Origin of the sequence: Psychrobacter sp. van23A (genome assembly GCF_030845275.1) — a bacterium.
GTDB classification, from domain to species: Bacteria; Pseudomonadota; Gammaproteobacteria; order Pseudomonadales; family Moraxellaceae; genus Psychrobacter; species Psychrobacter faecalis.
Window position 1 is genome coordinate 326607 of sequence record NZ_CP132595.1, and the last position, 24145, is coordinate 350751.

Annotated in this window: 19 protein-coding genes; 13 read left to right on the top strand and 6 right to left on the bottom strand. The window is 43.7% G+C overall.

The features are described from left to right. The first annotated feature begins 103 nt into the window (after positions 1-103). The 11 genes from RAH45_RS01455 to RAH45_RS01505 all read left to right on the top strand — a co-directional run bounded on the left by RAH45_RS01455 (position 104) and on the right by RAH45_RS01505 (position 11234). Positions 104-1171, top strand: coding sequence for a hypothetical protein (locus tag RAH45_RS01455; RefSeq protein WP_068406345.1), 1068 nt, complete (start codon positions 104-106; stop codon positions 1169-1171). Positions 1172-1250: 79 nt separating this feature from the next. Beyond that, a complete protein-coding gene (gspF, locus tag RAH45_RS01460; RefSeq protein WP_068406348.1) occupies positions 1251-2453 on the top strand; it encodes a type II secretion system inner membrane protein GspF in 1203 nt (400 codons plus the stop codon). Positions 2454-2939: 486 nt separating this feature from the next. Continuing rightward, positions 2940-3401 carry a type II secretion system major pseudopilin GspG gene (gene gspG / locus RAH45_RS01465; protein WP_286796058.1) on the top strand — a complete coding sequence of 154 codons (462 nt, stop codon included), beginning with the start codon at positions 2940-2942 and terminating at the stop codon, positions 3399-3401. Positions 3402-3676: 275 nt separating this feature from the next. Then, entirely contained in the window at positions 3677-4237 is a 561-nt protein-coding gene (locus tag RAH45_RS01470) for a protein-disulfide reductase DsbD domain-containing protein (protein ID WP_068406351.1), read from the top strand. Between the two features lie 77 nt (positions 4238-4314). Continuing rightward, entirely contained in the window at positions 4315-6474 is a 2160-nt protein-coding gene (locus RAH45_RS01475; protein WP_068406354.1) for a cytochrome c biogenesis protein CcdA, read from the top strand. A 394-nt stretch (positions 6475-6868) separates the two neighbouring features. Next, positions 6869-8308, top strand: a complete 1440-nt coding sequence (locus RAH45_RS01480) for a phospholipase A (RefSeq protein WP_193030074.1) — start codon at positions 6869-6871, stop codon at positions 8306-8308. 27 nt (positions 8309-8335) lie between these two features. Beyond that, positions 8336-9139 carry a ComF family protein gene (locus RAH45_RS01485; protein WP_180952580.1) on the top strand — a complete coding sequence of 268 codons (804 nt, stop codon included), beginning with the start codon at positions 8336-8338 and terminating at the stop codon, positions 9137-9139. A gap of 412 nt (positions 9140-9551) precedes the next feature. Further along, positions 9552-10001 carry a pilus assembly FimT family protein gene (locus RAH45_RS01490; protein ID WP_068406364.1) on the top strand — a complete coding sequence of 150 codons (450 nt, stop codon included), beginning with the start codon at positions 9552-9554 and terminating at the stop codon, positions 9999-10001. Further along, the gene (locus tag RAH45_RS01495; protein WP_145989809.1) at positions 9995-10570 is read left to right on the top strand and encodes a type IV pilus modification PilV family protein; all 576 of its coding nucleotides are present in this window, start codon (positions 9995-9997) and stop codon (positions 10568-10570) included. The genes RAH45_RS01490 and RAH45_RS01495 overlap by 7 nt, the downstream gene beginning before the upstream one ends. After that, positions 10570-10911, top strand: a complete 342-nt coding sequence (locus tag RAH45_RS01500; RefSeq protein ID WP_068406366.1) for a PilW family protein — start codon at positions 10570-10572, stop codon at positions 10909-10911. Before RAH45_RS01495 ends, RAH45_RS01500 begins: the two co-directional genes overlap by 1 nt. A 5-nt stretch (positions 10912-10916) precedes the next feature. Beyond that, on the top strand, positions 10917-11234 hold the full coding sequence (locus RAH45_RS01505) for a hypothetical protein (protein WP_068406368.1): 318 nt from the start codon (positions 10917-10919) through the stop codon (positions 11232-11234). A 99-nt stretch (positions 11235-11333) separates the two neighbouring features. On the opposite strand, the gene fdxA is transcribed toward RAH45_RS01505, so the two are convergent. Both fdxA and mutS read right to left on the bottom strand, forming a co-directional pair. Continuing rightward, complete coding sequence (gene fdxA / locus RAH45_RS01510) at positions 11334-11657, bottom strand: ferredoxin FdxA (RefSeq protein ID WP_068406370.1); 324 nt, start codon at positions 11655-11657, stop codon at positions 11334-11336. 100 nt (positions 11658-11757) lie between these two features. Then, complete coding sequence (gene mutS, locus RAH45_RS01515) at positions 11758-14862, bottom strand: DNA mismatch repair protein MutS (RefSeq protein ID WP_082894338.1); 3105 nt, start codon at positions 14860-14862, stop codon at positions 11758-11760. Positions 14863-15317: 455 nt separating this feature from the next. Here mutS and secA point away from each other — a divergent pair, with 455 nt between their 5' ends. Together secA and RAH45_RS01525 are read left to right on the top strand one after the other, a co-directional pair. Further along, a complete protein-coding gene (gene secA / locus RAH45_RS01520) occupies positions 15318-18098 on the top strand; it encodes a preprotein translocase subunit SecA (protein ID WP_289049633.1) in 2781 nt (926 codons plus the stop codon). A 296-nt stretch (positions 18099-18394) separates the two neighbouring features. Beyond that, positions 18395-18952, top strand: a complete 558-nt coding sequence (locus tag RAH45_RS01525; protein WP_068406375.1) for a hypothetical protein — start codon at positions 18395-18397, stop codon at positions 18950-18952. Positions 18953-19056: 104 nt separating this feature from the next. Here RAH45_RS01525 and RAH45_RS01530 read toward each other — a convergent pair whose 3' ends face one another. The 4 genes from RAH45_RS01530 to RAH45_RS01545 form a co-directional block, all read right to left on the bottom strand. Beyond that, positions 19057-19794, bottom strand: a complete 738-nt coding sequence (locus RAH45_RS01530) for a YsnF/AvaK domain-containing protein (RefSeq protein WP_198328751.1) — start codon at positions 19792-19794, stop codon at positions 19057-19059. A 212-nt stretch (positions 19795-20006) separates the two neighbouring features. Then, positions 20007-20855: a DUF2382 domain-containing protein gene (locus RAH45_RS01535; RefSeq protein ID WP_198328752.1), complete on the bottom strand. Its 849-nt coding sequence runs from the start codon at positions 20853-20855 to the stop codon at positions 20007-20009. Between the two features lie 526 nt (positions 20856-21381). Continuing rightward, the gene (locus RAH45_RS01540; RefSeq protein WP_198328753.1) at positions 21382-22563 is read right to left on the bottom strand and encodes a thiolase family protein; all 1182 of its coding nucleotides are present in this window, start codon (positions 22561-22563) and stop codon (positions 21382-21384) included. 100 nt (positions 22564-22663) lie between these two features. Beyond that, on the bottom strand, positions 22664-24025 hold the full coding sequence (locus RAH45_RS01545; protein ID WP_198328754.1) for a homoserine dehydrogenase: 1362 nt from the start codon (positions 24023-24025) through the stop codon (positions 22664-22666). Between the last annotated feature and the right edge of the window lie 120 nt (positions 24026-24145).

The window sequence follows — 24145 nt, forward strand, 5'->3', positions numbered from 1 at the left end:
CTGTCTGCTGGCCGCTATCGATAAGTAGTTGGTTTTAAACGCTGATAGACTATTCATTTAGGATAACTTGGGCAAAATTTATTTTTGCAGCTAATGGTATTTTATGACTGAACCAACCGCTAAGCCAACCGTGACTTCAAATAGCCAGCGTACTACTGCGTCCGCTACGCCGACGGGCAACGCTGATAAAAAAGACGTAAAAAGTAAGGCGAAAAATAAACCGCGTACGGCAAAAAACAAGCAAAAAACCAATATTACGCCTGCGCTTGATAAAGCGGCGCTGCTCGCGTTATTTACGTTATCAAATACTGAGTCAAATGTTGAATTAGGCGTTGAGCAAGCAAGTCTAAATACTCTTAGCAGCAGTGAGTCGAACAGCAGCGAAACCAATGTCGCCACGCAGCGGTTAGCGCTTTATCGTCGTCAGCATGAGCGCACACGCCAGCTATATATGGCCTCCGCCGCTACTCGTCCTACGTATCTGGTGCAAACGCTAAAAACGCAGTTTGCAGAATATCAGCAATATTTACTGGCGCAGCAGCTTGATAAACGTGGTCTGATGGATACCGATGGGCTAGAGCGTTTATGGCAACAGTTGCACGTGGTCGATGATATTATCGAAGATATCGTGCGTCATATGCCCGCACAGCAGCCCGCCGGTTGGCAGCTGACGACACAAGATGGTCATAATCCACTGCGTTTCCCTACCGTTGGTAAGCTCAAACATGACAAGCCTATTGTAGATCAAGGCAGCTTAAACAGTTATGTGCTTGGTCATTTTGGCGTCAGTAGTTTTACCTATGACCGCGCTTATTATATTGGTCATGTAGTTGGTTACTTATTTAGCTGCTATTTTTGTGCTCATCTGTCTATCAGCTATGGGGTTACCGCACTTGGTCCGCAGGTCGTGAGCGACTATGAATACGCTAGTTTAGAGACGCCACATATGGTAAGACTGCTACAAGGCTTGGATGGTTATTGCAAAAAACGTATTTATCAATTGGCCGTTATTTGCGCGCGCCTTAGCGTCTTCGCCAGTGACAAGCGTATCGAGCGCATGCTGATTGCTGAAGTCAATGATTTTGATAAAAAATTGCAACAACAGCATCTAGATGTTTTACTGTTACAAGGTTTAATGCCAGATAGCAGTGATTCTACGCCGCTTTTTTAAGACTTTTACTCTTTAAAATCTATTGTAAAACTTCTGTTTATCAGCATGTTAAATTGCTCACCTTAGGATATTTGCTGCTATGCCCGCTTATCATTATAAAGCGTTAGATGACCATGGCAGTGTCCAAAAAGGCTTACTTGAAGGCGATTCTGCGCGGCAAGTGCGCCAGCAGCTGCGTGATAAACAGTGGACGCCCGTCGAAGTCACCGCCGTCAATGACCGACAAAGCCAAAGTAAAAACCGCTATAAAAAACCATCGGCTTATGAATTAGCACTGCTGACTCGTCAATTATCGGTATTACTTGCCGCCGGTATTCCTTTAGAGGAAACGCTGGCTGCCGTCGCCAAACAATCACCAAAAACCCATATTAAATCATTAATGCTTGCCGTGCGCTCGCATGTGCTAGAAGGTTTAAGCCTCGCACGCGCCCTGCAACAAGCCGCTAGTTTTCCGCCGCTTTATATCGCCACCATTGCGGCAGGGGAAAAGTCCGGTCATTTAGATTTAATCCTTAATCAGTTGGCAGATTACACCGAAAACCGTTTTGCCCTACAAAAGAAAATCCAAGGGGCGATGGTCTATCCAATTGTATTAATGGTAATGGCAGTCGGGGTCATTATGGGGCTAATGAGCTTTGTGGTTCCCAAGATTGTCAAAGTTTTTGAGCAATCTGAGCAAGCGCTGCCGCTGATTACCCAAATCGTCCTGAACTTATCAAATATCATTACCCAGTGGTGGTGGTTGATGCTTCTGGTATTGGCAGGGGCGGCGTTTTTGTTTTATCGCTTTGCGCAAACCCAAGCAGGCAAATTAGCCATAGACAGTATGGTACTGAGACTACCGATATTGGCGCGCTTATCAAAAGGGCTTAATGCGGCCCGTTTTGCCAGTACGCTTGCGATATTGGTGCGCTCAGGGGTACCGTTGATTGAAGCGCTGCATATAGGGGCGGCGGTGACGACCAATTTACACATTCAAAAAACCATTATCACCGCAGCCGATAGAGTCACCGAAGGCTCAAGCTTATCGAGTCAGTTAGGAAAATCTACCTACTTTCCGCCAATGATGGTGCAAATGATTAAAAGTGGGGAAAACTCAGGCGAGCTTGAAAATATGCTCAGCCGCGCCGCCAATATGCAAGAAGCCGAAGCGACCAACTTTATCAGCACCTTGCTGTCGTTACTTGAGCCGCTCATGTTGGTATTGATGGGCGTGGTGGTCATGATTATTGTCATGGCAGTGATGCTACCGATAGTGAATATGAATGATTTGGCAGGTTAGTAAACGCTTAAGCTTTGTTAATTTCTCTGTAGCTGGCTCAAAATCCATTACCTTTATCTTGCTAAAGCTTCCGCTAAATTTCTTAAGCCTTGCTTAGTGTTGTAGATTGTTGACAACGGTATGTTTTTACTAGAGCGCAGCCAGTCATCAGGCTATAGTAAGCGCCAGTCAAAAGCTTTGCTTATAAACTGCTTAGTATAAAGGATAGCGGTTATCCAACATTTCACGGCATGTATCCATAAAAGTAGATATTCATAACAATCCATTGCAGCGCTGGATAAAAATAAAAGCATGGTTTATAGTGATAAACGGTTGAGGGTTCATTAATCTAAAGCCAACCCACTAAAACGCTCTGAACAGTACATTCATTATTTATATCACCTGATACCAAAAGCGATGACCAAAGCGATGACTATAATTGACACGATGCAAGTAGATACCATGCCAAAAAACGCTAGGAATGACGATAAGTTGCAGGCAGAAAACATGAATGAAAATATGCCCGCTGCTCTGAAAGGTCGTCCGTCAATGTCTCATAGCCAGTCTGGATTTACCCTTATTGAGATTATGGTAGTGATTGTGATTTTGGCCATTCTCGCAGGTCTAGTCGTACCAAAAGTGGTCGGACAAAGTGATAAAGCGCGCGTCAAAACCACAGAAACGGCGCTGGCAACGGTATCCAATGCGCTTGATATGTACAAAGTTGATAATTCACGTTATCCGACGACGGCGCAAGGTTTAGAAGCCCTAACCACACCGCCTGCTGACGCCAAAAACTATCCCGATGGCGGTTATATCAAAGGTGGCTATCCGACCGATGGTTGGGAAAACGAGTTGCAATATGTTGCGCCAGGTAGCGAAGGTCGTCCTTATGATTTATTTTCATTAGGCGCTGATGGGCAGCAAGGCGGCGAAGGGCAAGATGCTGATATTTATGCTCAGTTGTAAGCTGCGATTTAAAGTGATTAGATTAAAGTGATTAGCGCTGAGCAACATAGCATTTTCTAACACTTTACTGATTAAAGCGGCGTTAAAATTTCTATATATCAACCAATAAGGCTTTATTGGTTGATATTTTTTATGAAAGCATAAAATAAGTACTATGTTAGTAAGTACCATGCTAAACAGACGGCCACCATATACGTTTAGCCTTTTTAATTAAAAGTCATTACAAACAGTTGTTAAAAGTAACCTTTAAAACCCGCTATCAAAGGTAGTTATTTATGTTTATCAAAACAGCCACCCCAGTTATCAATAAACGCCTTGCTAAAAAACCTCATCTATTGGCAATGGCGCTTATAAGCACTTCGTTGATGACAGGTTTATCAACAATTTCAATGAGCGCGCAGGCAGCAGGGCTTGGTGAATTGTTTGGCAATAATAATGCAGCACAATCGAAGTTTTTGCCAGTCGATAAAGCTTTTAAAGTAGATAGTATTACCAAAGCGACGTCTAAAGGCACGCAGTTATCGATTACCTTTGATATCACGCCCGGCCATTACGTTTATAAAGACAAGCTGATGCTAAGCTTTCCAAAGGGCATCAGTGCGACGCCATTTCGCTTTAGCCAGTCGCCAATTTCTATTAATGATCCTACCTTTGGGAAAGTGCCTGTTTTTACGCAAAAAAATATCATCGCTACCACCACCCTGAGTACCAATAATGGTAAAGGCGCCAAAAATGTACCCGTTGTCATCGGCTGGCAGGGCTGTGCTAAAGCGGGTTTATGCTATCCGCCCGAGAAAATTAAAACCACGGTCAATATTGGCACAGCTCGTAAATAAATAATGATGTAAATAGAAAAGTCCATACAGACAGTGAATTGGTCAATTCGAATTTTGGTAATAATAGGTAGCCCTTCATGTCCCTTAAGAGCGCAGAAAAGTCTCTGTCATTAACGCAAAATAAACCGTCAAAAAAATCTTATCTGTTGGCGTTCGCTTTAAGCGCTGGTTCATTATTGGCAGGGCTAGCAGCGACTGGGCTGATGGCCGTGCCAGTGGCATCGCAAGCGGCAGGGTTGGGCGATTTATTTAGCAGTGATAAAAGCGCGACCCAACCGAAATTTTTACCCGTTAACGAAGCGTTTCAAGTTAGCAGTAGCAGCAAACCGACCAATAATGGCACGCGCTTAGCGATTAACTTTGACATTACGCCTGAGCACTATGTTTATAAAGACCAAATTAAGCTAACGCTGCCTGCTGGCGTGACCGCCGCGCCTTTTACCTTTAGCCAAAAGCCTGTCTCCATTGATGATCCGACCTTTGGAAAAGTACTGGTATTTGACCAAGCCAATATGGTTGCTAGCACTATATTGAGTAGTAATGGCAAGGCGATAAATAATGCCGCCGTGACGATAGGTTGGCAAGGCTGTGCCAAAGCAGGACTTTGTTATCCACCGGAGAAAATAAAAACCACGGTCAAAATTGCTGCTGCGTCACAATCGGCAGCCAATAGTTCAAGTAGCACTGCTACAGTTTCTGCGAGCAATAACAGCAATGCAGAAACTGCGCAAGCATCTACAGAGGCGACTGATACTGATCGTCTTGCTACAGAGCAAACTACGCCAGATGACGAGGTGATTGATTACGCTTTGTTAGATGATGAAGCATTAGATGCAGAGCTTGGTACTAGCAATACCATCTCTGGTGCCGATGAAGAAGTTGTAGGCGACAATGTCACAAGTAATATGCCAGCAAACGATAGCGCTACAACTGCAACAAACAATACCGTTGTCGTTGATAACGCCATTAATAGTGACCCTTTTGGCTTAGCTTCGCATCCGTGGTTGGCATTGGTGTTATTGTTCTTGGCAGGGTTGGGCTTGGCATTGACGCCATGCGTGTTACCGATGCTACCGATTGTTGCCAATATCGTCGCGCGTGAAGACAATCCAACGGTAAAACGCGGTGTTATTTTAACGACCAGCTACGCTATTGGTGTTGCCATCGCTTATGGTATTTTAGGCGCGGTCATTGCGGTATTTGGCGAATCGTTAGGCATTATCGGTTGGCTACAAAATCCGATTATTTTAATTGGGTTTGCCATCGTTTTTGTCTTATTAGCCCTTTATATGTTGGGCGTATTTAGCATTCGTCTGCCAAGATTCATCAGTAGTAAAATGCAGGGTCTAAGCCAAGCGGGGGATAGCAAACTTGGTAGTACGGGTGGCAGTTTAATTGCGGGATTCTTATCGGCGCTCGTGGTATCGCCATGCGTTTCGGCACCCTTATTTGGGGCGCTGCTTGCCGTATCGACGATTGGCAGTCCGCTCCTTGGCTTTGCCGCTTTATTTATGCTCGGTTTTGGTTTATCAGCGCCGCTTATCTTAATCGGCGCGACCCAAGGTAAAATCATGCCTAAAGCTGGCGAGTGGATGAACTGGGTCAAGCAAGGCTTTGCTTTGCTGCTGTTTGCCGTGGCGTTGTTATTAATTGAGCGCGTCTTTATCTCGCCTGTAATGCTGATAGTGTGGGCCCTGTGGTTTATGGTCGTGGCGATGTGGGCATGGAGCTGGCTAGGCAAAGGTCGAATGTTGACCCAAGCATTAAGCTTAATCGCTGGTATTTGGGCGACGTGTTTAATCGTCGGCGCCGCATTGGGTAATGACGACAGCTTACATCCGCTCGCGTCATTAAGCGCCGCGCCAGTGATGCAGACGACTGCTGGTCAACCAGCCAGCAGTAATGCAACCGATAAGACGGTCACGACGCTCGCTGAATTAGATGCTATTGTCGCCGCCAACCCTAAAGTGCTGGTCGATGTCACCGCCGAATGGTGTATTGAGTGCCGGATTATGGATAAAAACTTATTTCATAATCGCCCTGCGCAAATGCAAGATTGGCAATTGGTCAGACTTGATATCACGGAGACTACGGCTGATTCAAAAGCAATCTTAGCGCGTTATAAACTATTTGGTCCGCCAGCATTGCTGTATTATCAAGACGGGCAATTGGTCAATCAGCAAGTGGGTGAAATCGGGCACGCAGCGTTTGAGCAAACCTTAACCGCGCTAAATTAATCGTTTAAATGTAGATAAATTCCACATCATTTCTACCCATTAAAAAGCCAACGTCCTTTGATAATAGGACGTTGGCTTTTTCAATCTTACTAAATAGCTTTTTTAATATAGACGCTAAATCCTTGGTTTAACGTTATTTATTACTATTCATTTAACTACTTACCTTATTATTTACATCAGAATTTGCTCGCAATAACGCTAGTATAGTGCCCTTATTTTCATTACAATAAAGCAACATTGCGAAAGGCGCATTACCACGAGTAATGGCTACCTGACACGTCCATATTTATTGGTTTTCTTTGGTTTTTACTCTATTTTAGCAATCATGCTAATGGTTATATCAATTATCTCATAGACTCTGCTGGCGCTCATGCCAGTTAGATAAAGGACACTTATGTTTTCTCCTATTACGCCGCAGCGTCCCTCTTTAGCGCTTAACAAAGCAGGCAAAAATAATAACAGTCAGCGGTCCAAATGCTATTTAACCATGGCGGTTGGGACAGCGCTTGCTTGTTTTACCTTACAAGCCAACGCCGCTAATGGCACTCCAAGCTATGAAGAGCTACCGGTAGAGAGTATCGCATTTGAGTATGATACTGATGAGGCGGCAAAAGTTGTCAATAAGCGCGTGGTCAATCCAAATGCGGCGGCTCAAAGCGACAAGGTGATTAGTAAGGAGTTTGTCGCCGAACAAGCAAGACTGTTTTATGAATGTACACAAGTACAAACCAGTGGTGCGCGTTTGGCTTGTTTTGATAAAGTTGCCGAGCAAGGCAAAACGCCGAGTTACACCACGACTAAACAACCAGTTGATTTGGCAAAAACCCTACAAAGTACCCTTGCTGGTAATCCGCAAGTTGTCCTAGTAGAAGAAAATACCACCATTTCTGCAAACAGTAATAATACAGCAAATAACGAAGCTGGTAATGGCGAGAGTTTGGATACGGTTGGATTGACGCAAAGGGAGGCGGAAGTATTAGAAAACGTCGGCGTCACCCAAGCTGATATCGAGAAATACACGCCGTTAAGTTTGGCTTATGATTTGGATAAAAACAGCGAGCGAGGTACCTGGACAGTCAGACCACACCGACCAACTTATTTGCTACCGCTATTTTATACTTTTGATCCCAATTTAGGACCAAGCACGCCGTCGCAAGATAAAGAAGAATTTACCTCTAACGACACCCGTAATACAGAGCTAAAGTTCCAGCTGTCACTAAAGACCAAAGTGATGGAGGATTTGTTTGATACCAGTGCCGATTTATGGTTTGGTTATACCCAAGAGTCGCACTGGCAGGTTTATAACGAAGACAACTCACGACCATTTCGCGCCACTGATTATCAGCCAGAGATATTTTTGACCCAGCCTGTCACAGCTGATCTGCCTTTTGGTGGCCGTCTGCGCATGTTAGGAGCGGGTGCGATTCACCACTCTAATGGGCAAGATGATCCCTTATCGCGCTCGTGGAACCGTGCTTATCTGATGGCAGGGGCAGAGTGGGGCAAATTGTCGGTCATACCGCGTCTATGGGCGCGCGTCAATAACGAGAGCTCTAGCAGTGAGGACAATCCAGATATCGAAGATTACATGGGCTATGGCGATATCAAATTTTTATATGATTTGCCTGATCAGCAAAGCCTAAGCGGTACTTTGCGTTATAATCCGAGTACCAACAAGGGTGCTGCCCAAATCGACTATGTCTATCCATTATCCAAAAACGTCAACGGCTATATTCAATTATTCCAAGGTTATGGCGAATCTATTATTGATTATAACCATGAAAATACTTCGATTGGTTTTGGTATCGTGCTAAATGACTGGAAAGGTTTTTAGAATAAACGCAGCGATGGGCATCGAGTGATGCGACACTTAGCGCCTTATCAAACTGGATTATGGCTGGCAGAGTATGGGGACATACGCTGTCAGTTGTGCCGTCTTTATCGCAGTGCGTCGCAATCACAACACCTACCAACTCATTCCTCACCAAGTCCGCCAAATAAGCATTCATTTTTTGCCAAACTGCGCCAGCAAGTTAATAACCGTTTTAACAGCGGCTTGCTTTGCTCCGATTGTCATAACAGTATCGCATGGCGACCCAAACCCTTTGAGGTTGATATCGCTTCGGGTACTGTTCTCTCTATTCAAGCAGCGACCTATTACGATTATCCGATACGTCAAGCTATTCGTGCTTTTAAGCATCATGAAGATATGACCAAGTTGCCGTTATTGCTACATGTATTACGTCAATTGCCTAGGCCGCACGGCTGTCATCAGGATAATAGTGTCATTGTTGCGATGCCGACGACGGAGCAACGCCTTATTAAACGAGGTTTTGACCCGGTCAGTATTTTAGTCGCGCAATTGTCTAAGCATTGGCACATTCCACTTTGGCAAGGCGTAGAACGTATCGATGATGCTATCAGTCAACAAGGGCTGACACGTGCCGAACGCTTAACCAACTTAGAAAACGCCTTTGCTTTAAGCGAAAACCCTCCGGTTAAACGCTTATTATTATTTGACGATGTCGCGACTACAGGTGCTAGCCTACAAGCATTAGGTCATGCTTTAAGCAGTCAATCTACAGGCTTGTCAGTCATTAATTCTAAGAACTCTCATCAATATCATCTATCAGCCTATGCGTTAGCACACGGCAGTCAATTGTAAAATCTGTTCCTATCAAAAAATTGCTTCTATTCATTTAAAATAACTAATATGTTGCTAATATGTTGCTAATATGTTGCCTTAACGTTATATTATTGACACATTTTACCTACATATTTCGATTTTTATCGTTTAAATAAAATCCCATAACTCCGATTCGTGTTCTAAACGCTTAAATCAAAAAATACATTGGACAAAAGTATCGTTACTGTATGACGATTGTTTCTATTGGAACAAAAATTGCATGTATCTTAATGGATATAGTTAAAAAATAATAAGCTGAGAATAGATTTTAGAAGGGCTAGGTACGGTAATTATTACTATGACAGACCTAGCATTTATCAAAGACAATGACAGCTATAGATAGGGATTTGATGTGAACGCATCTACGAATAAGGTAGCACAAAAGTTACAAATGACCAGCTCAGGATTTACCCTGATTGAGCTGATGGTAACGATTGCCGTGCTTGCTATTATTGTCAGTATTGCTGCACCTAGTATCAGTACTCAGCTTGCCAATCAGCGCGTAAAGTCGACGACGGCTACACTGGCTAATGCGTTAAAAGAAGCGAAAGCTGAAAGCATTATTCGTCGGCAGAACCTTACTTTGAGCTATAACAATACTAGCACACCTAAAGTGATTACGATTACTGCCCCTGATTCAAACACTATCGCAAATTATAGTTATAACGTTAAAAGTACTATCAAGCCAGACACACCCGTAACTATTGTCTTTGAGCCAAGTAAACGGGTTAACACGGCACGTACTTACACAATCTGTGATAGCAGTAATAATGCGACGCCGCGCCAGATTGAGGTTAATAAAATCGCTAATATCACTACTAAATTGGGAGGAACATGTTAATGAAGAATTCAAACTCTCAAAGTGGTGTAGGATTAATAGAAGTTATGGTAGCTCTATTATTATTAGCGGTTGCGGTTTTAGGATTCAGCGCATTAAATATGGTTTCAGTGAAAGCCACAGATGATAGTGTATTAATTGCCAATGCCAATACAGTAATGCGTGGTTTATCTGAAGACTTACGATTGAATCCTGACAATATATTAATTTATCAACAGGATATTCAAAGTGTTTTAGGCAGTGTATCTGATACAAAAGATTATTGTACTGCTGTTGCAGCATATAAAGCTGCGAGTGTCACAAAAAATTGTGATAATGATTTATGCACTGCAGAGGAACTAGGAAAATATAATAGCTCGAATGCCATGCAAAAAGCCTGTGATAATGGTGTTTTATTAAATATGGTTACTTGTCCTGGTACAGCAAACAAACAATTACGCCACTGTATTATTACTTCCTGGAGTGGTACTAAACCAGTCTTTGGTGCTAATACAGACAGTAATAAAGCTTGTGCTGATACATCTGGCGTCTATTATGCAGGTTCTGACTGTTTGATTATGGAGTCATACTAATGCAAGCTAAACATACTCAAGATGGCTTTTCATTAATCGAACTCATGATTTCCCTCACACTAGGGCTTCTCATATCAGCAGCAGTTATGCAGGTTTATCTCACAAGTATAAAAACCAGTAGCGTGCAGTCCGGTGGTACAGATATATTAGAAGCGAGTATTTTTGGTATTCAAAATATTGAGAAAAGTATCAGGCTTAGTAATTTAGGTATGGCGGACTCCAATAACCCTTTCACTCCTTTAGCTGGTGTGATTATGACCAGTGATACTAGTCTAGTTAGTGCCTCGCAAACAGATAAATCTAAAAACAATATGAATGGCATTAAAATGGGTGGAACATAGAGTTGATGATAGTGATTGCTATCATTGGCATATTAGCAGCCATTGCTACACCTGCGTATCAGGTTTACTCAAATAAAGCAAAAGTTAATGCTTGTCTATCAGAAGTAAAAAGCTATGGTAACGAAGTTTTCATTGTATTAAACGATGAAGACTCTGCTTCAACTCCAAGATCACTAATCTTGAATTCCTGTCAATCTATTACGGATGCTACAGGTTGGACATTAAACACTTGGCAAAAGATTGAAGCAATTACAAAAGCGCCTTCTAACGCGCGTATCGAATGTAATATTCCTAAAGGTACGCCATGTGTGGTATTACCTTAAAGTCCTTATAAAGATTCGTTTGCCATAAAAAACCACCTATCTAAATAATAGATAGGTGGTTTTTTATTGTCTCAACGTTGTTCGGCTTTAAAACACTAGCTACTTCTCTAAATACTGAATCTTACCTTCGACGCCGTCCCACTTCGCCGCTTCTGGCAGCTGACCTTTCATCTCAGTGATGTTTGGCCATTTTTGCGCCAGCTCCTCGTTCAATTGAATAAACACTTCTTGGCCTTTTGGTACTTCATCTTCTGAGAATATCGCATTGGCAGGGCATTCAGGCTCGCATAGCGCGCAGTCGATGCACTCATCAGGGTCGATAGCAAGGAAGTTCGGGCCTTCATAAAAGCAGTCCACAGGGCAGACTTCCACACAGTCGGTGTATTTGCAAAGAATGCAGTTATCTGTAACGACAAAGGTCATAGTGGTCTACCTGTTATTGGTTTGGCAAAGTACAATTGTAAGTACTATAGCTGAAAATAAGACATATTTTAGCGCTTTTGCCACTATTTGACAAATCCCTTTAATGACTAATGATTTCCTTTAAATGATACAGTAAATCGTGCGCCTGCTTTGGCGTCAGGTTATCAGGATTAATTGCTGTCAGTTCATCTTGCAAGCTAAACAATTGATTTTGTTGTGGAATATTACTTATCGATTGAGGTTGAACATTGTCGCGTAAGCTTGGTTTTTCTACTTCATTGTAATGATTTTGCTGCTGTTTATCGTTTAACGACTTAGCTAATTCATTTTTATCATCAATGGTCTTGGTACTCTCAGTTTCTAAGTTATCTACTAAATAGCGCTTGGCATCATTTAATACCTGCGTAGGAATCCCTGCCATTTTTGCCACATGTAAACCAAAGCTAGAGCTTGCTGCGCCCTCGCGGATTTGATGGAGTAGTAGTAGTTGACCATCGATTTCACTGGCGGCGACATGCACATTACGAATGCTGGCGTGTTGGCTCTCAGCAGGGTTGACCAATTGCGTCAATTCAAAATAATGGGTGGCAAATAATGTCAGGCAACCAATCTCGACCAATCGATTGACACAAGCATGAGCGATTGCTAGACCGTCCGTAGTTGCGGTGCCGCGTCCGACTTCATCCATTAGTACCAGCGATTTATTGGTCGCCTGATTAAGGATATTCGCGGTTTCAATCATCTCAACCATAAAGGTCGATTTGCCACCTGCTAAGTCATCCGCTGAGCCAATACGAGTAAAGATACGGTCGATATCACCAATATGAGCGCTTGATGCTGGGACAAAACTACCGCAATGCGCAAGTAGAACAATGAGTGCAGTTTGGCGCATATAGGTGGATTTACCACCCATATTAGGGCCAGTAATCATCAGAAGTCTTTCAGGGTCTGCATCGCTGCCGAGCGCACAGTCATTGGCGACAAAATGGCTGCTAGGTTTCGTACTGCTCTGTTGAGTAGTATTGTTAATGTTGGCGGGGTTGAGCGCCGCTTCGACAACGACATGACGACCTTGTTTAATATCAATACTGGTTTGGCTACCATTTTTCGAATAATTGCCATCTTGTGAATCATTACTCATGACTGGACGTTGCCAATTATAAAGGGTCGCAAGCTGTGCCCAATTGCTAAGCACATCTATCTGCGCGATAGCCGCGCTCAGCTGTTGTAGTTCCGCTAAATGACCGCCTAATATGGTCAATAGTTCATTATACAGCTGTTTTTCACGAGTCAATGCTAATGTTTGTGCGCTTAGATATTCGGTTTCGACTGCTTTTAACTCATCGGTAATAAAGCGCTCGCTGCTTTTGAGCGTTTGCCGACGGATAAAATGCGCAGGGGCATTTTTTGCCTGCATTTTGGGCAGTTCAAAATAAAAACCGCTGACTTTATTAAAGCCTACTTTTAAGCTAGGTAATTGGTAGTCTTGACGCGCGCGTTCAAGCATCTCATCTAACGTTACTTGGATATTGTCATGTAAGTGGGTGAGGCGGTCAAACTCAGCATCAAAACCAACTGCTAGCATACCACCATCACGGATATGCGCCGGCGGTTCTGCGATAATGGCACGCTCAATCAGCTCGGCGACAGATTGCACCGCCGGTAGCTGGTCTGGCAATTGCTGCATCAGCATGGGCAATAATCCTGCTCGCTTATGACTGATACCTGCATTGCTCAGTAGGGTATTAAGCAGCTTGCTACTAGCAATACCATCAGCCAATTTACGCAAGTCACGCGGTTTGGCGCTCATTAGACCGATACGGCTACTGATACGTTCGATATCACCGATAGCATTTAAGGTTTCACGTAAACTGCTGACCAATGAATGTTTTTCTAAATTTTCATTAACCTGCTTATTTTCGCCAAAATTATTGTCTGACTGCAAAAGGCTAGTGATTGCATCTAAGCGCAGATTAATACGTGAATGCTGACGCAGTGGGCGCTTCATTTGCTGCATGAGTAAACGACGTCCCATCGGCGTTTGACAATGATTGAGCACTGATATTAATGATGTACCATTGCTACTAACGGGGGTAAACAGCTCAAGATTTTGCTGGCTATTGGCATCAATGATTAAATAATCATCATTATATTCAACGATAAGCTGATTCACTTGTGGCACGTGGCGTTGCTGGGTTTGCCGTGCATAATGAATAAGGGCGGCGCAGCTAGATTGGGCAAGTGGCGAGTCATTAATACCAAGTCCATCGAGGCGTTGGACGTCAAACTGCTGGCAAAGCGTCTCGCTGGCATGCTCACGATGAAAGTCATTAGCCGCAACTTCGATAATAGGACAGTCGAGATTTTGCCGTAGCCACAGCAGCCAATCTTCGCCATTACTACCACTACTGTCAAAACTGTTTCCATGCACCTCGCTAATAATACATTCACTCGGCGCAAAACGTGCCAGCACCGTCAGTATTTGAGTTTGCAAACCTTCAATATCACCATGAGGCGCGCTGAGTGTTTGTGTGGTTAGGGTTCCAGCGGCTAAATCCATTTGACTAATAGCAGCTTGCATAGGTTGTTTGCTGTTCGATTTAGGAGTTTCGATATCAATGGCAACGACAGTCGGGGTGTGGTTGGGTGCAATTAAGGCGTCATCAGTAATCGTACCGGCAGTCAGGGTTTTAACTACTTCACGGCGCATGATAGTGCCGGTTGCAGATTTACTTTTATCTTTCTTTTGCTTATCGCCCATTGTCGGTGTATTGGACGGGCTGCTAGTAACTGACTCGTCAATTTGCTCACAAACGACCACTGTCTGCCCAGCTGCAATGAGCCGCGCCATATAGCTATCAGCCGCATGAAACGGTACACCTGCCATCGCAATGGTATTGCCGGCTTTATCCGTACCACGGCGAGTGAGCGTGATATCGAGTATCTGCGCCGCGCGCTTAGCATCATCAAAAAATAACTCATAAAAATCACCCATCCGGTACAGCAGTAGCGCTTGTGGATAGTTGGCTTTCATGGTTAGATATTGCACCATCATCGGCGTATGGTCGGCTAAATGATAAATAGCATCGCCGATTAGCAACTGATCGTTATTTAAATGCTCAGTTTTTACGTGCTTAGCTTTTAAGGTTTTAGATGTATCAAATATTAAAGCGTTAGGGTTTTTCGCGGATGGTTTTACGGTCATGCAGAATCTCTTATGTTGCTTAATTGGGTTTGCTTAGAAACAATGGCTGTTTTTTAGAATAAATCAGGGATGCAGGTTGGCAGTTATTTGCGTTTATTGATATCGCGAAACAGCTGCTAAATGAAGGATATAGGCACTATTTTAACACGTTCAGCGACCTTTTTACGTCGGCAAATATCTACTCGCTGCCCTTGTATCCATCGGCGTCATAACCATATATAATGACGGCACACTTAATTGGGCGATACTTCATTAAGCGACTCATCATTAGGCAGTACCTTATTATTGCGTGCTTTGTTAATCCGCATTTTGACAATCAGGGCGTTATTAATCAGTAAGTTATTAAAAGGTATTTAGTCAGTGATGATTGTCAGCATTGAAATGACCAAGCGGCAGTATATAAACCCTTGGCGAATGCGCACTAATTATCGAATATTTCCATAGGTCAAAAAATTATGTTATCAAAGATTATAGGCAGTGTCGTTGGCACCAAAAATGACCGCGAACTCAAGCGCATGCGTAGAGTGGTCAGCAAAATCAACGCATATGAGGCTGACATTCAAGCCCTGTCTGATGAGCAATTACAACAAAAAACCGCAGAATTTAAAGAAAGACACCAAAACGGTGAAAGCTTAGACGCCTTATTACCAGAAGCGTTTGCCGTCTGCCGCGAGGCTTCCTTACGCGTCAATGGTATGCGTCACTACGACGTGCAGCTCATCGGCGGTATCACCTTGCACGAAGGCAAAATCGCTGAGATGAAAACCGGTGAGGGTAAAACCTTAATGGGTACCTTGGCGATGTATCTAAACGCTATTAGTGGCAAAGGCGTGCATTTGGTCACGGTCAACGATTATTTGGCGGCGCGTGATGCCGAGTTAAACCGCCCATTATTTGGCTTTTTGGGTATGACGGTCGGCGTTATTTATTCGCAGCAGCCACCACAAGAAAAAATCGACGCTTATCAAGCGGATATCACGTACGGTACCAATAACGAATATGGCTTTGATTATCTGCGCGATAACATGGTCTTTAGCCTGGCTGAGAAAAAACAGCGTCCGCTAAATTATTGCATTATTGATGAAATTGACTCTATCTTAATCGATGAGGCGCGTACGCCGCTGATTATTTCGGGTCAAGCAGAAGATTCATCACGTATGTATGCGCTGATTAATACCATTATTCCACGGCTTAAACGCTCAAAAGATGAAGAAGCCAATAAAAATAATGAAGACGAAGATTTTTGGATTGATGAAAAAAATCGTCAAATCGAAATCAGCGAAAAAGGCTATGAGAAAATTGAGCGCTTCTTAATCGAAGTGGGCGAGCTTGGTGAAAACGAAAGTTTATATAGCCCGAGTCGTTTGCCGCTACTCGCTCACGTACAAGCGGCAATCCGCGCCCATCATGTATTTGTCAAAAACGTCCATTATATCGTTGACGACGGCGAAGTGATTATCGTCGATGAAAACACCGGTCGTACCATGCCCGGTCGCCGCTGGTCAGAAGGCTTGCACCAAGCGGTAGAGGCCAAAGAAAACGTCGAGATTCAAGCAGAGAACCAAACCCTTGCGACGACGACTTTCCAGAACTATTTCCGTCTCTATGACAAACTATCCGGTATGACCGGTACCGCCGATACCGAAGCAGCAGAGTTTAAATCAACGTATGATTTAGACGTCATCGTGATTCCAACGCACGAGCCGATTGCTCGTATCGATATGGATGACCAGATTTTCTTAACCAAGTTAGGAAAGTACAAAGGTATCATTCGCGAGATTAAAGAGATCCAAGCCAAAGGTGCGCCGGTCTTAGTTGGTACGGCGACGATTGAAGCCAGTGAAGAGTTGTCTTATCTGCTCGATCAAGAAGGCATCAAGCATAATGTCCTAAACGCCAAGCAGCACGAACGTGAGGCAGAAATTATCGCGCAGGCAGGTAGTCCAAAAGCGGTGACCATCGCCACCAATATGGCAGGTCGTGGTACCGATATTATCTTGGGCGGTAACTGGCAGTCGTTTATCGAAGACATTGATGCGGTCAGTCCGGAAGAGATGGCGCGCCTAAAAGCAGAATGGCAGGTCAAGCATGACCAAGTCGTTGCGGCTGGCGGCCTACATATCATTGGTTCTGAGCGTCATGAATCACGCCGTATCGATAACCAGTTGCGTGGTCGTGCCGGTCGTCAAGGTGACCCTGGGATGTCGCGCTTTTTCTTATCGCTTGAAGATGACTTGATGCGTATCTTCGCCGGTGACCGCGTTGTTAATATGATGCGGGCGATGGGTCTAAAAGAAGATGAAGCCATCGAGCATAAAATGGTTTCAAAATCGATTGAAAATGCCCAAGGTAAAGTCGAAAGTCGTGACTTTGATGCCCGTAAAAACCTATTGAAATACGATGACGTCGCCAATGAGCAGCGTAAAGTTATCTATGGTCAGCGCGATGACTTGCTGGCAGAGATGGATTTATTGGAGGCCATCGAAGTCATGCATCATGAAGTCTACAATGCCATGATTGATCAGTTTATCCCGCCAGGCTCTATTGATGATCAGTGGAATATCGACGGCTTAGAAGACGAGCTTGAAGATGAGTTTAAAATTTCCATGCCGATTAACGATTGGCTGGATGAAGACCGCCGCCTAGATGAAGAAGGTTTACGTGCCAAAATTATCCAAACTGCGCTGGATCGCTATCATGCTCGCCGTGAGCAAATGGGCGAAAAAGATGCCGCCCAGCTCGAGCGTCATTTTATGCTACAAAGTTTGGATAAGCACTGGAAAGAGCATTTAACCCAAATGGATCAGCTACGTAAAGGTATCCATTTGCGCGGTTATGCGCAAAAAAATCCTGAGCAAGAATATAAGCGTGAATCGTTTGAGCTGTTCCAAATGATGCTTGGTGCGATTAAATCTGAAACCGTACAAGATTTATCACGCGTCCATATCCCAACCAAAGAAGAGTTAGAAGCGTTAGAAGCTCAGCAGCGTGAAAACGCCGCGCATATGCAAATGCAGTTTGAACACAGTGATATCGACAATATGGATGGCGGCGTAGAGCGACCAGCGGCGCAAAACCGTAGCGTTGCTGCTGGCGTAACAGCAGGGTCTATCGCGAGCAGTGGTAGCAACAATGCCAGTGAGCCTGACCCATACGCTGGGATGAATATCAGCCGTAACGCACCATGTCCTTGTGGTTCAGGCCTAAAGTATAAACAATGTCACGGTAAAATCTAAATATTGATAATCAAAAATTGTTAAGCTATGATAAAAAGTCCCTGTCTTATTTAGATAGGGACTTTTTTATAGCGATAAGATTTATAGCCATAAGAATTTCGATAGGAAAAATTATCGGGCGATATCTTCTACCTTTCTTTTTAGCACTTTTAAGTGACTGTAACTCTATTAATAAATAGTCTAACTATTAAGAATATAAAAGTAACAGCGCTTTTGTAGTGATTAATTACAAATTCAACATAGGCGTGAATTTACATACACGCTATAGTGTTTAACATATTTTTTTGGAGAGTGTCATGAATATAGAATTATTAAAACAATTTCGTACCTCTGTCGTTGTTACCGGTCTGCTCGCTGGCGCGATGACAATTAGTGCTTGTCAACAACAGCAAGAGCCAGAACCAAGTCTAGAAGACAGCATCAGTGAAGAGCAATCGGTGCCTATGTCCGCTGAGCCTGCCGAGCCAAGTGATGTGGTGGTAGATGCGCCAGTCAGCGATGTGGAAGAGGATACCGTAGCGTCTGTTAATTCTGGCGTCAAGCAAATGAGCTACTCATGTTCACCGGCACTAGCCGTCGAAGCCACTTACAAAGACGCTGACAAACAAGTGATTCTTGAGACTGCTCAAGGTACAGTAACTCTGACCAAAACCAATGATGCGACCAACCCTGAAGTTTTCAATCTAGATACAGCGTTTGACGGTGGTGAAGGCTTTATCCAGTGGCGCGTGGCGCACGAAGATCGTGAAACTGGTGTGATGCGTACTGCTGGTGCCGATTCAGAAAACGTCAGTACCTATGAATGTAAAACATCACCAGCGTCTGAAACTAAAACGGCAGAAACAGCCGCCTAACAACAAATACCTCGCATAAAAAAAGCAACGTTAACGTTGCTTTTTTTTGGTTTGGTCTTACGACTGCTTACAAAAATGCTTTATCAGCCTATTTTTTATAAACGCTATTTTTTATCAGCGGCATTGCTTTGTTGCTCATGGGCTAGATAACCTTCTTCTTTAACGTCTAGCTCCTCGTGTTGGAGCGCTACTTGAATGCTATCGGTATGGGTATGCGTGGTTTTATTAATCTCTATTTCTTGGATCACATGAGTGTCTTTGGTAATCGTCGCTACCTGACGCGATAAGATAATCTCAATCGGCGCGTCACCAATCTCAACCTGCTTGCCATTGATGGTCACGACTGCTTTACTATCTAGCGACGGCTCAACATGACGCAATATGTCCTTATCATCATAATCACCTGATAGTAAATCCTGACTCTGTACGTCTTGATAGTCGGTACGCACGGTAATATATTCTTCTACCAGCTCAATAGGCACCTCAATGGTTTTGGTGCGTCTGTGCTTGGTTACTGTGACCTTGCCAACATCCAAGCGTTCTTTGTTAATGACAGGACGCTCTTCTAATAATTCTAAATAGCCACCATTGCCTGTATCGGTTTGATGGTTTGCTAAATTAGTAGATAAATTATTTGCTAAGCCTTGTTGTGTACTGCTTGACACAGTTTGCTGCTGATTAGTATTGGATAAATCCGTAGCGGACAAATCTGGCGCAGGCAATTTGTTCTCACCGCTATGATTGGCAATTTGCTCTAAATGCGAAGTAGGATTAGGGGCATTTGCCAAAGATGAGCGTGGATGCGTTTGTTGTGGGTCAATTTTTTTGTCGTCGTTAATCATGGTAGTGTTCCTTAAATGGTGAGGTAGCTTAAAAAGAGGTATAAAAAAAGACCAGAGGCAAGCTCTGGTCTTAGTCACTGAGCTTGAAACTCAGCTGCTCATTACTATCGCGCGATGCACATTTAACGATTATTTTTCTAATGATTATTTCTTATTATCAATTGCTAAGAAATCTTCCTTAAGAATTATGCAAGGTGCGCAAGTATTGCGTATTACATACCACGAGCGCGGCGGACATCTTCGGCAGTGATATCATCGCGGTCAAAAAGGTTACCTTCGCGGTCAACCACATTACCATCACCATCGATATCTAATTCTTCACGTTGAATGGTTTCAGCAATAGTTTCAGTATGACGTTCGGTAGTTTTACCAACGTTTACTTCTTCAGCGACATAGGTTTCTTTATTCACACGTGCACGTTCTGCTTCTAGTTCAACTTCGACCGTTTGATTGCCATCTACATCACCAATGCGGCGGTCTGTTGGACGATCTACATTGGTACGTTGGATATTGGCATGCTCTTCTTCAAGGTCAACATCTATGTTGCGCTCTTCAGTAACGACATGCTTACCAACTTTTACTAAGCCTGCAACGATGCGGTCTTTATTGACTGTCAAACGCTCTTCTAGTAGCTCTAGCGTGTTTGGCGCATTATACGCATGGTCGGCAATCTCCATACGCTCTGCTTCTGGTACAGTATCAGCAGCGAATGATTGACGATCTTTTTCGTACTGCTCTTTATAGCTGTACTGATAATCGTGATCGTATACTTCCATCGCTTCTACTTGTGCTTGCGTTAAACTATCAAAGAAAACGTCATCACCGACGATACGAGCGAGACCTGCTGGCACTAGAACTTCTTTTGAGCTGAACCAACCGCCTGCATCAACGATTAAATAACGAATACGACCAGTAGTATCTTCTACTAGCGCACCTTCGATTTTACCGATTTTTTCTTCATTGACGCCATAAGCAGTTTTACCTGTTGGGTCATAATAGTCATCACCAATTAGGTCACGGTGAGTTGCTTGGATATCTCTTAAACGAATTAGTTGGCTCATTATTGTCTTCCTTTTTTATGAGTAAATTTATTTGTTTGGATTAATAATTATTTTTTATAAAATAGCAATACAGTAAAAATTTGCGTTGCTAAAAAAATGTCGGCTATTTCTTTTGAACTTGTTTAAACTTAGATTTTATAAATCAACAAGATTAGATGAAGAAGATATTACCGTGGTTATTAATAGAATCTCGCTATCATTAAGGACTAGCTATCGTTAATAAGCAGCCTCTCCATCAACTTGTTATTATCGTAGCAGCAGGTTTTTCGATACGATATATGAGCAAGGTAGCAAAGTGTGCGCTTGAGGTAATTGCGTGTAATAGGCTGTAAATGACGCCGTTACTATATAAAATTAAGTTAAGGCTTTCTTACAGCGTGTTCACCGCTTTGCGGTATTTGTCATTTTTAGGTATAAAAAAACCGCACAGCTAGTAGCTATGCGGTCTTAAAATTTTAAGAAAATCAGTCGATATTTTAAATCAGAACTTCGAATTTAAAAGCTCAAACGTTGAATTGGCTTAAAATTAAGCCAGTTCAATGGCAACGGCAACAGCTTCACCGCCACCGATACATAAGGTTGCAACGCCTTTTTTACCACCAGTACGTTTAAGCGAGTTGATAAGGGTAACTAAGATACGCGCGCCAGAGCAGCCAACTGGATGGCCAAGTGCACAAGCGCCGCCTTCGACGTTGACTTTAGCGTGGTCGATTTTTAACTTATCCATCGCTGCCATGGTCACCATCGCAAAAGCTTCGTTGATTTCCCATAAATCGACGTCTGCAATTGACCAACCCGCCTTGTCCAGAACTTTTTCAATCGCGCCAATCGGAGCAATGGTAAACTCGCTTGGGTGGCGCGAGTTAGAGGCGGTGGCAACAATACGTGCTTGATAATCTAAACCTTCGGCTTTTGCTTGCGACTCTTTCATCATCACAACCGCCGCCGCGCCGTCTGAGATTGAGCTGGCGTTTGCCGCTGTAATCGTCCCTTCTTTTGCAAAAGCAGGGCGCAGGGTAGGAATGCGCTCAGCATTGGCAAGGGCAGGCTGCTCGTCGGTATCAACCGTTTGCTCGCCTTTACGCGATTTGAAAGTGACAGGCTCGATTTCATCTTTAAAATGGTCGTCTTTAATCGCTGTCAAAGCACGGTTTAGCGATTCAATAGCAAACTCGTCCATTTGCTCACGGCTATAGCCTTTTTCATCGGCCATTTCTTGCGCGAACTGCCCCATTAATTTGCCGGTTTCGGCATCTTCTAGACCGTCTAAGAACATATGGTCTTTGACTTCTTTATGTCCCATGCGGTAGCCGCTGCGTGACCCTGGCATGATGTAAGGCGCATTGGTCATTGATTCCATACCGCCAGCCACTGCGACGTTAAAGCTGCCCGCTTTGATACCATCGTGCGCTTGCATAACTGCTTTTAGACCAGAACCACAAAGTTTATTAATGGTAACGGCACCAGTAGCATCGTTAAGACCTGCTTTACGCATCGCCTGACGGGCAGGGCCTTGACCAAGACCAGCAGTCAAGATACAGCCCATGATGACTTCATCAATATTATCAACGCTCACGCCTGAACGCTCAACGGCTGCTTTGATAGCGGTTGCGCCAAGTTCAGTTGCGCTGACGTCCTTTAAAGCGCCTTGAAAACCACCCATCGGAGTACGGGCGCCATTTAAAATTACAATTGCATCATTTGACATCGTTATTTTTCCTTTTTCGGTATTTGAAACGAAAGTTTTTTAGTCATTAAAAAAAGTTTTTAGCTAAGGTCACAGGTTTATAGATGAATCGCTGGATAAATTACGCCAACTCATCTAAGCGAATACGGACGACTTTATCTGTAATGGTATCGAGCTTCTCGATTTTTTCAATCGCCAGATTCATCTGACTTTCAATCACAGGCAGCGTCAAAATAATCACTGGTACTTGACCAAGCTTATGCGCAGGTTTTTGTAAAATGGCATCGATATTGATACCCGCGTCACTCAAAATACGGGTAATATCCGCTAAAACGCCCGGATTGTCATGCGCATGCACGCGCAGATAATAACCGGTAATCATTTGCTCAGCACGCAAGATGGGTGTGTCTGATAATTGCTCTGGGATAAACGCTAGATGCGGCACATGGTGACCGTTCGTGCTTTCATTGTTGTTATCTTTACTACCAAGAACGCGAACCAAATCCATGACATCCGCCATGACTGCAGAAGCCGTTGCTCCAGCACCAGCGCCATCACCGCAATATAGCGTCTGACCAAGTGGGTGCGAGTTGACTAATACCGCATTTTTTACGCCATTAACGTTGGCAAGTAGGGCGTTCTGTGGAATGAGGGTTGGATGAACACGCAGCTCGATACCAGCCGCGCCGTTATTTCCTTGGCCATCACCTGAACCGTTGTCTTCGCGGCGTACCGCAAAGCCTAGATGTTTGATACGGTAACCAAGCTCTTCGGCGTAGTTGACGTCTTGCAAGGTAATACCGGTGATACCTTCGCAGTAAACTTTGTCAAACTGTAGCGGAATCCCAAAGGCGATAGAGGCGAGGAGCGCAAGCTTATGCGCCGCATCAATGCCTTCGACATCAAAGGTTGGATCGGCTTCGGCGTAACCAAGTGCTTGTGCTTCGCTTAAAACATCGGCGAACGGGCGACCTTTATCACGCATTTCAGTCATGATAAAGTTGCCAGTGCCATTGATAATACCAGCTAACCACTCAATCTTATTGGCAGCAAGGCCTTCACGCATGACTTTGATAATTGGAATACCACCTGCCACCGCCGCTTCATAAGCAACGTGTACATTATGGGCTTCGGCAAAGGCGAAAATCTCATTGCCGTGTTCGGCGAGCAAGGCTTTATTGGCAGTGACCACATGTTTGCCGTGTTTAATGGCATGCATAATCACATCTTTAGCCAAGGTCGTACCGCCAATCACTTCGATGACAATATCGACATTGTCACTGGCAGCGGTTGCCATCAAGTCACTATTTTGTACGATGGTAGCGTCGATATCATCGCGCTGACGACGGGTACCGACTTCGGTAATCACAATGTCGCGTCCGCTACGGCGTTTTAACTCATCTAAATTGTCATTGATTAGATTGATCACGCCCGTTCCGACGGTGCCCAGACCAAGTATCGCTAGTTTGATGGATTTGCTCACAGTATCCTCAAGAGATTATAGAGTTGGATAAAAATGCTTCTATGACAGCGCTTACATAAAAAGACTTATATAAAAGTGCTTATAAATGAGGCTGATATAAAGAAGAAAAGTATAAAAATA

Bases quoted from the DNA above. Each gene is read 5' to 3' on its own strand.
- RAH45_RS01500 (WP_068406366.1), top strand. From the start codon at position 10,570: ATGCAAGCTAAACATACTCAAGATGGCTTTTCATTAATCGAACTCATG.
- RAH45_RS01505 (WP_068406368.1), top strand. From the start codon at position 10,917: ATGATAGTGATTGCTATCATTGGCATATTAGCAGCCATTGCTACACCT.
- RAH45_RS01470 (WP_068406351.1), top strand. From the start codon at position 3,677: ATGTTTATCAAAACAGCCACCCCAGTTATCAATAAACGCCTTGCTAAA.
- mutS (WP_082894338.1), bottom strand. From the start codon at position 14,862: ATGACCGTAAAACCATCCGCGAAAAACCCTAACGCTTTAATATTTGAT.
- RAH45_RS01475 (WP_068406354.1), top strand. From the start codon at position 4,315: ATGTCCCTTAAGAGCGCAGAAAAGTCTCTGTCATTAACGCAAAATAAA.
- gspF (WP_068406348.1), top strand. From the start codon at position 1,251: ATGCCCGCTTATCATTATAAAGCGTTAGATGACCATGGCAGTGTCCAA.
- RAH45_RS01525 (WP_068406375.1), top strand. From the start codon at position 18,395: ATGAATATAGAATTATTAAAACAATTTCGTACCTCTGTCGTTGTTACC.
- RAH45_RS01490 (WP_068406364.1), top strand. From the start codon at position 9,552: ATGACCAGCTCAGGATTTACCCTGATTGAGCTGATGGTAACGATTGCC.
- RAH45_RS01530 (WP_198328751.1), bottom strand. From the start codon at position 19,794: ATGATTAACGACGACAAAAAAATTGACCCACAACAAACGCATCCACGC.
- RAH45_RS01540 (WP_198328753.1), bottom strand. From the start codon at position 22,563: ATGTCAAATGATGCAATTGTAATTTTAAATGGCGCCCGTACTCCGATG.
- RAH45_RS01455 (WP_068406345.1), top strand. From the start codon at position 104: ATGACTGAACCAACCGCTAAGCCAACCGTGACTTCAAATAGCCAGCGT.
- RAH45_RS01485 (WP_180952580.1), top strand. From the start codon at position 8,336: ATGCGACACTTAGCGCCTTATCAAACTGGATTATGGCTGGCAGAGTAT.
- RAH45_RS01480 (WP_193030074.1), top strand. From the start codon at position 6,869: ATGTTTTCTCCTATTACGCCGCAGCGTCCCTCTTTAGCGCTTAACAAA.
- RAH45_RS01535 (WP_198328752.1), bottom strand. From the start codon at position 20,855: ATGAGCCAACTAATTCGTTTAAGAGATATCCAAGCAACTCACCGTGAC.
- RAH45_RS01495 (WP_145989809.1), top strand. From the start codon at position 9,995: ATGTTAATGAAGAATTCAAACTCTCAAAGTGGTGTAGGATTAATAGAA.
- secA (WP_289049633.1), top strand. From the start codon at position 15,318: ATGTTATCAAAGATTATAGGCAGTGTCGTTGGCACCAAAAATGACCGC.
- gspG (WP_286796058.1), top strand. From the start codon at position 2,940: ATGAATGAAAATATGCCCGCTGCTCTGAAAGGTCGTCCGTCAATGTCT.
- fdxA (WP_068406370.1), bottom strand. From the start codon at position 11,657: ATGACCTTTGTCGTTACAGATAACTGCATTCTTTGCAAATACACCGAC.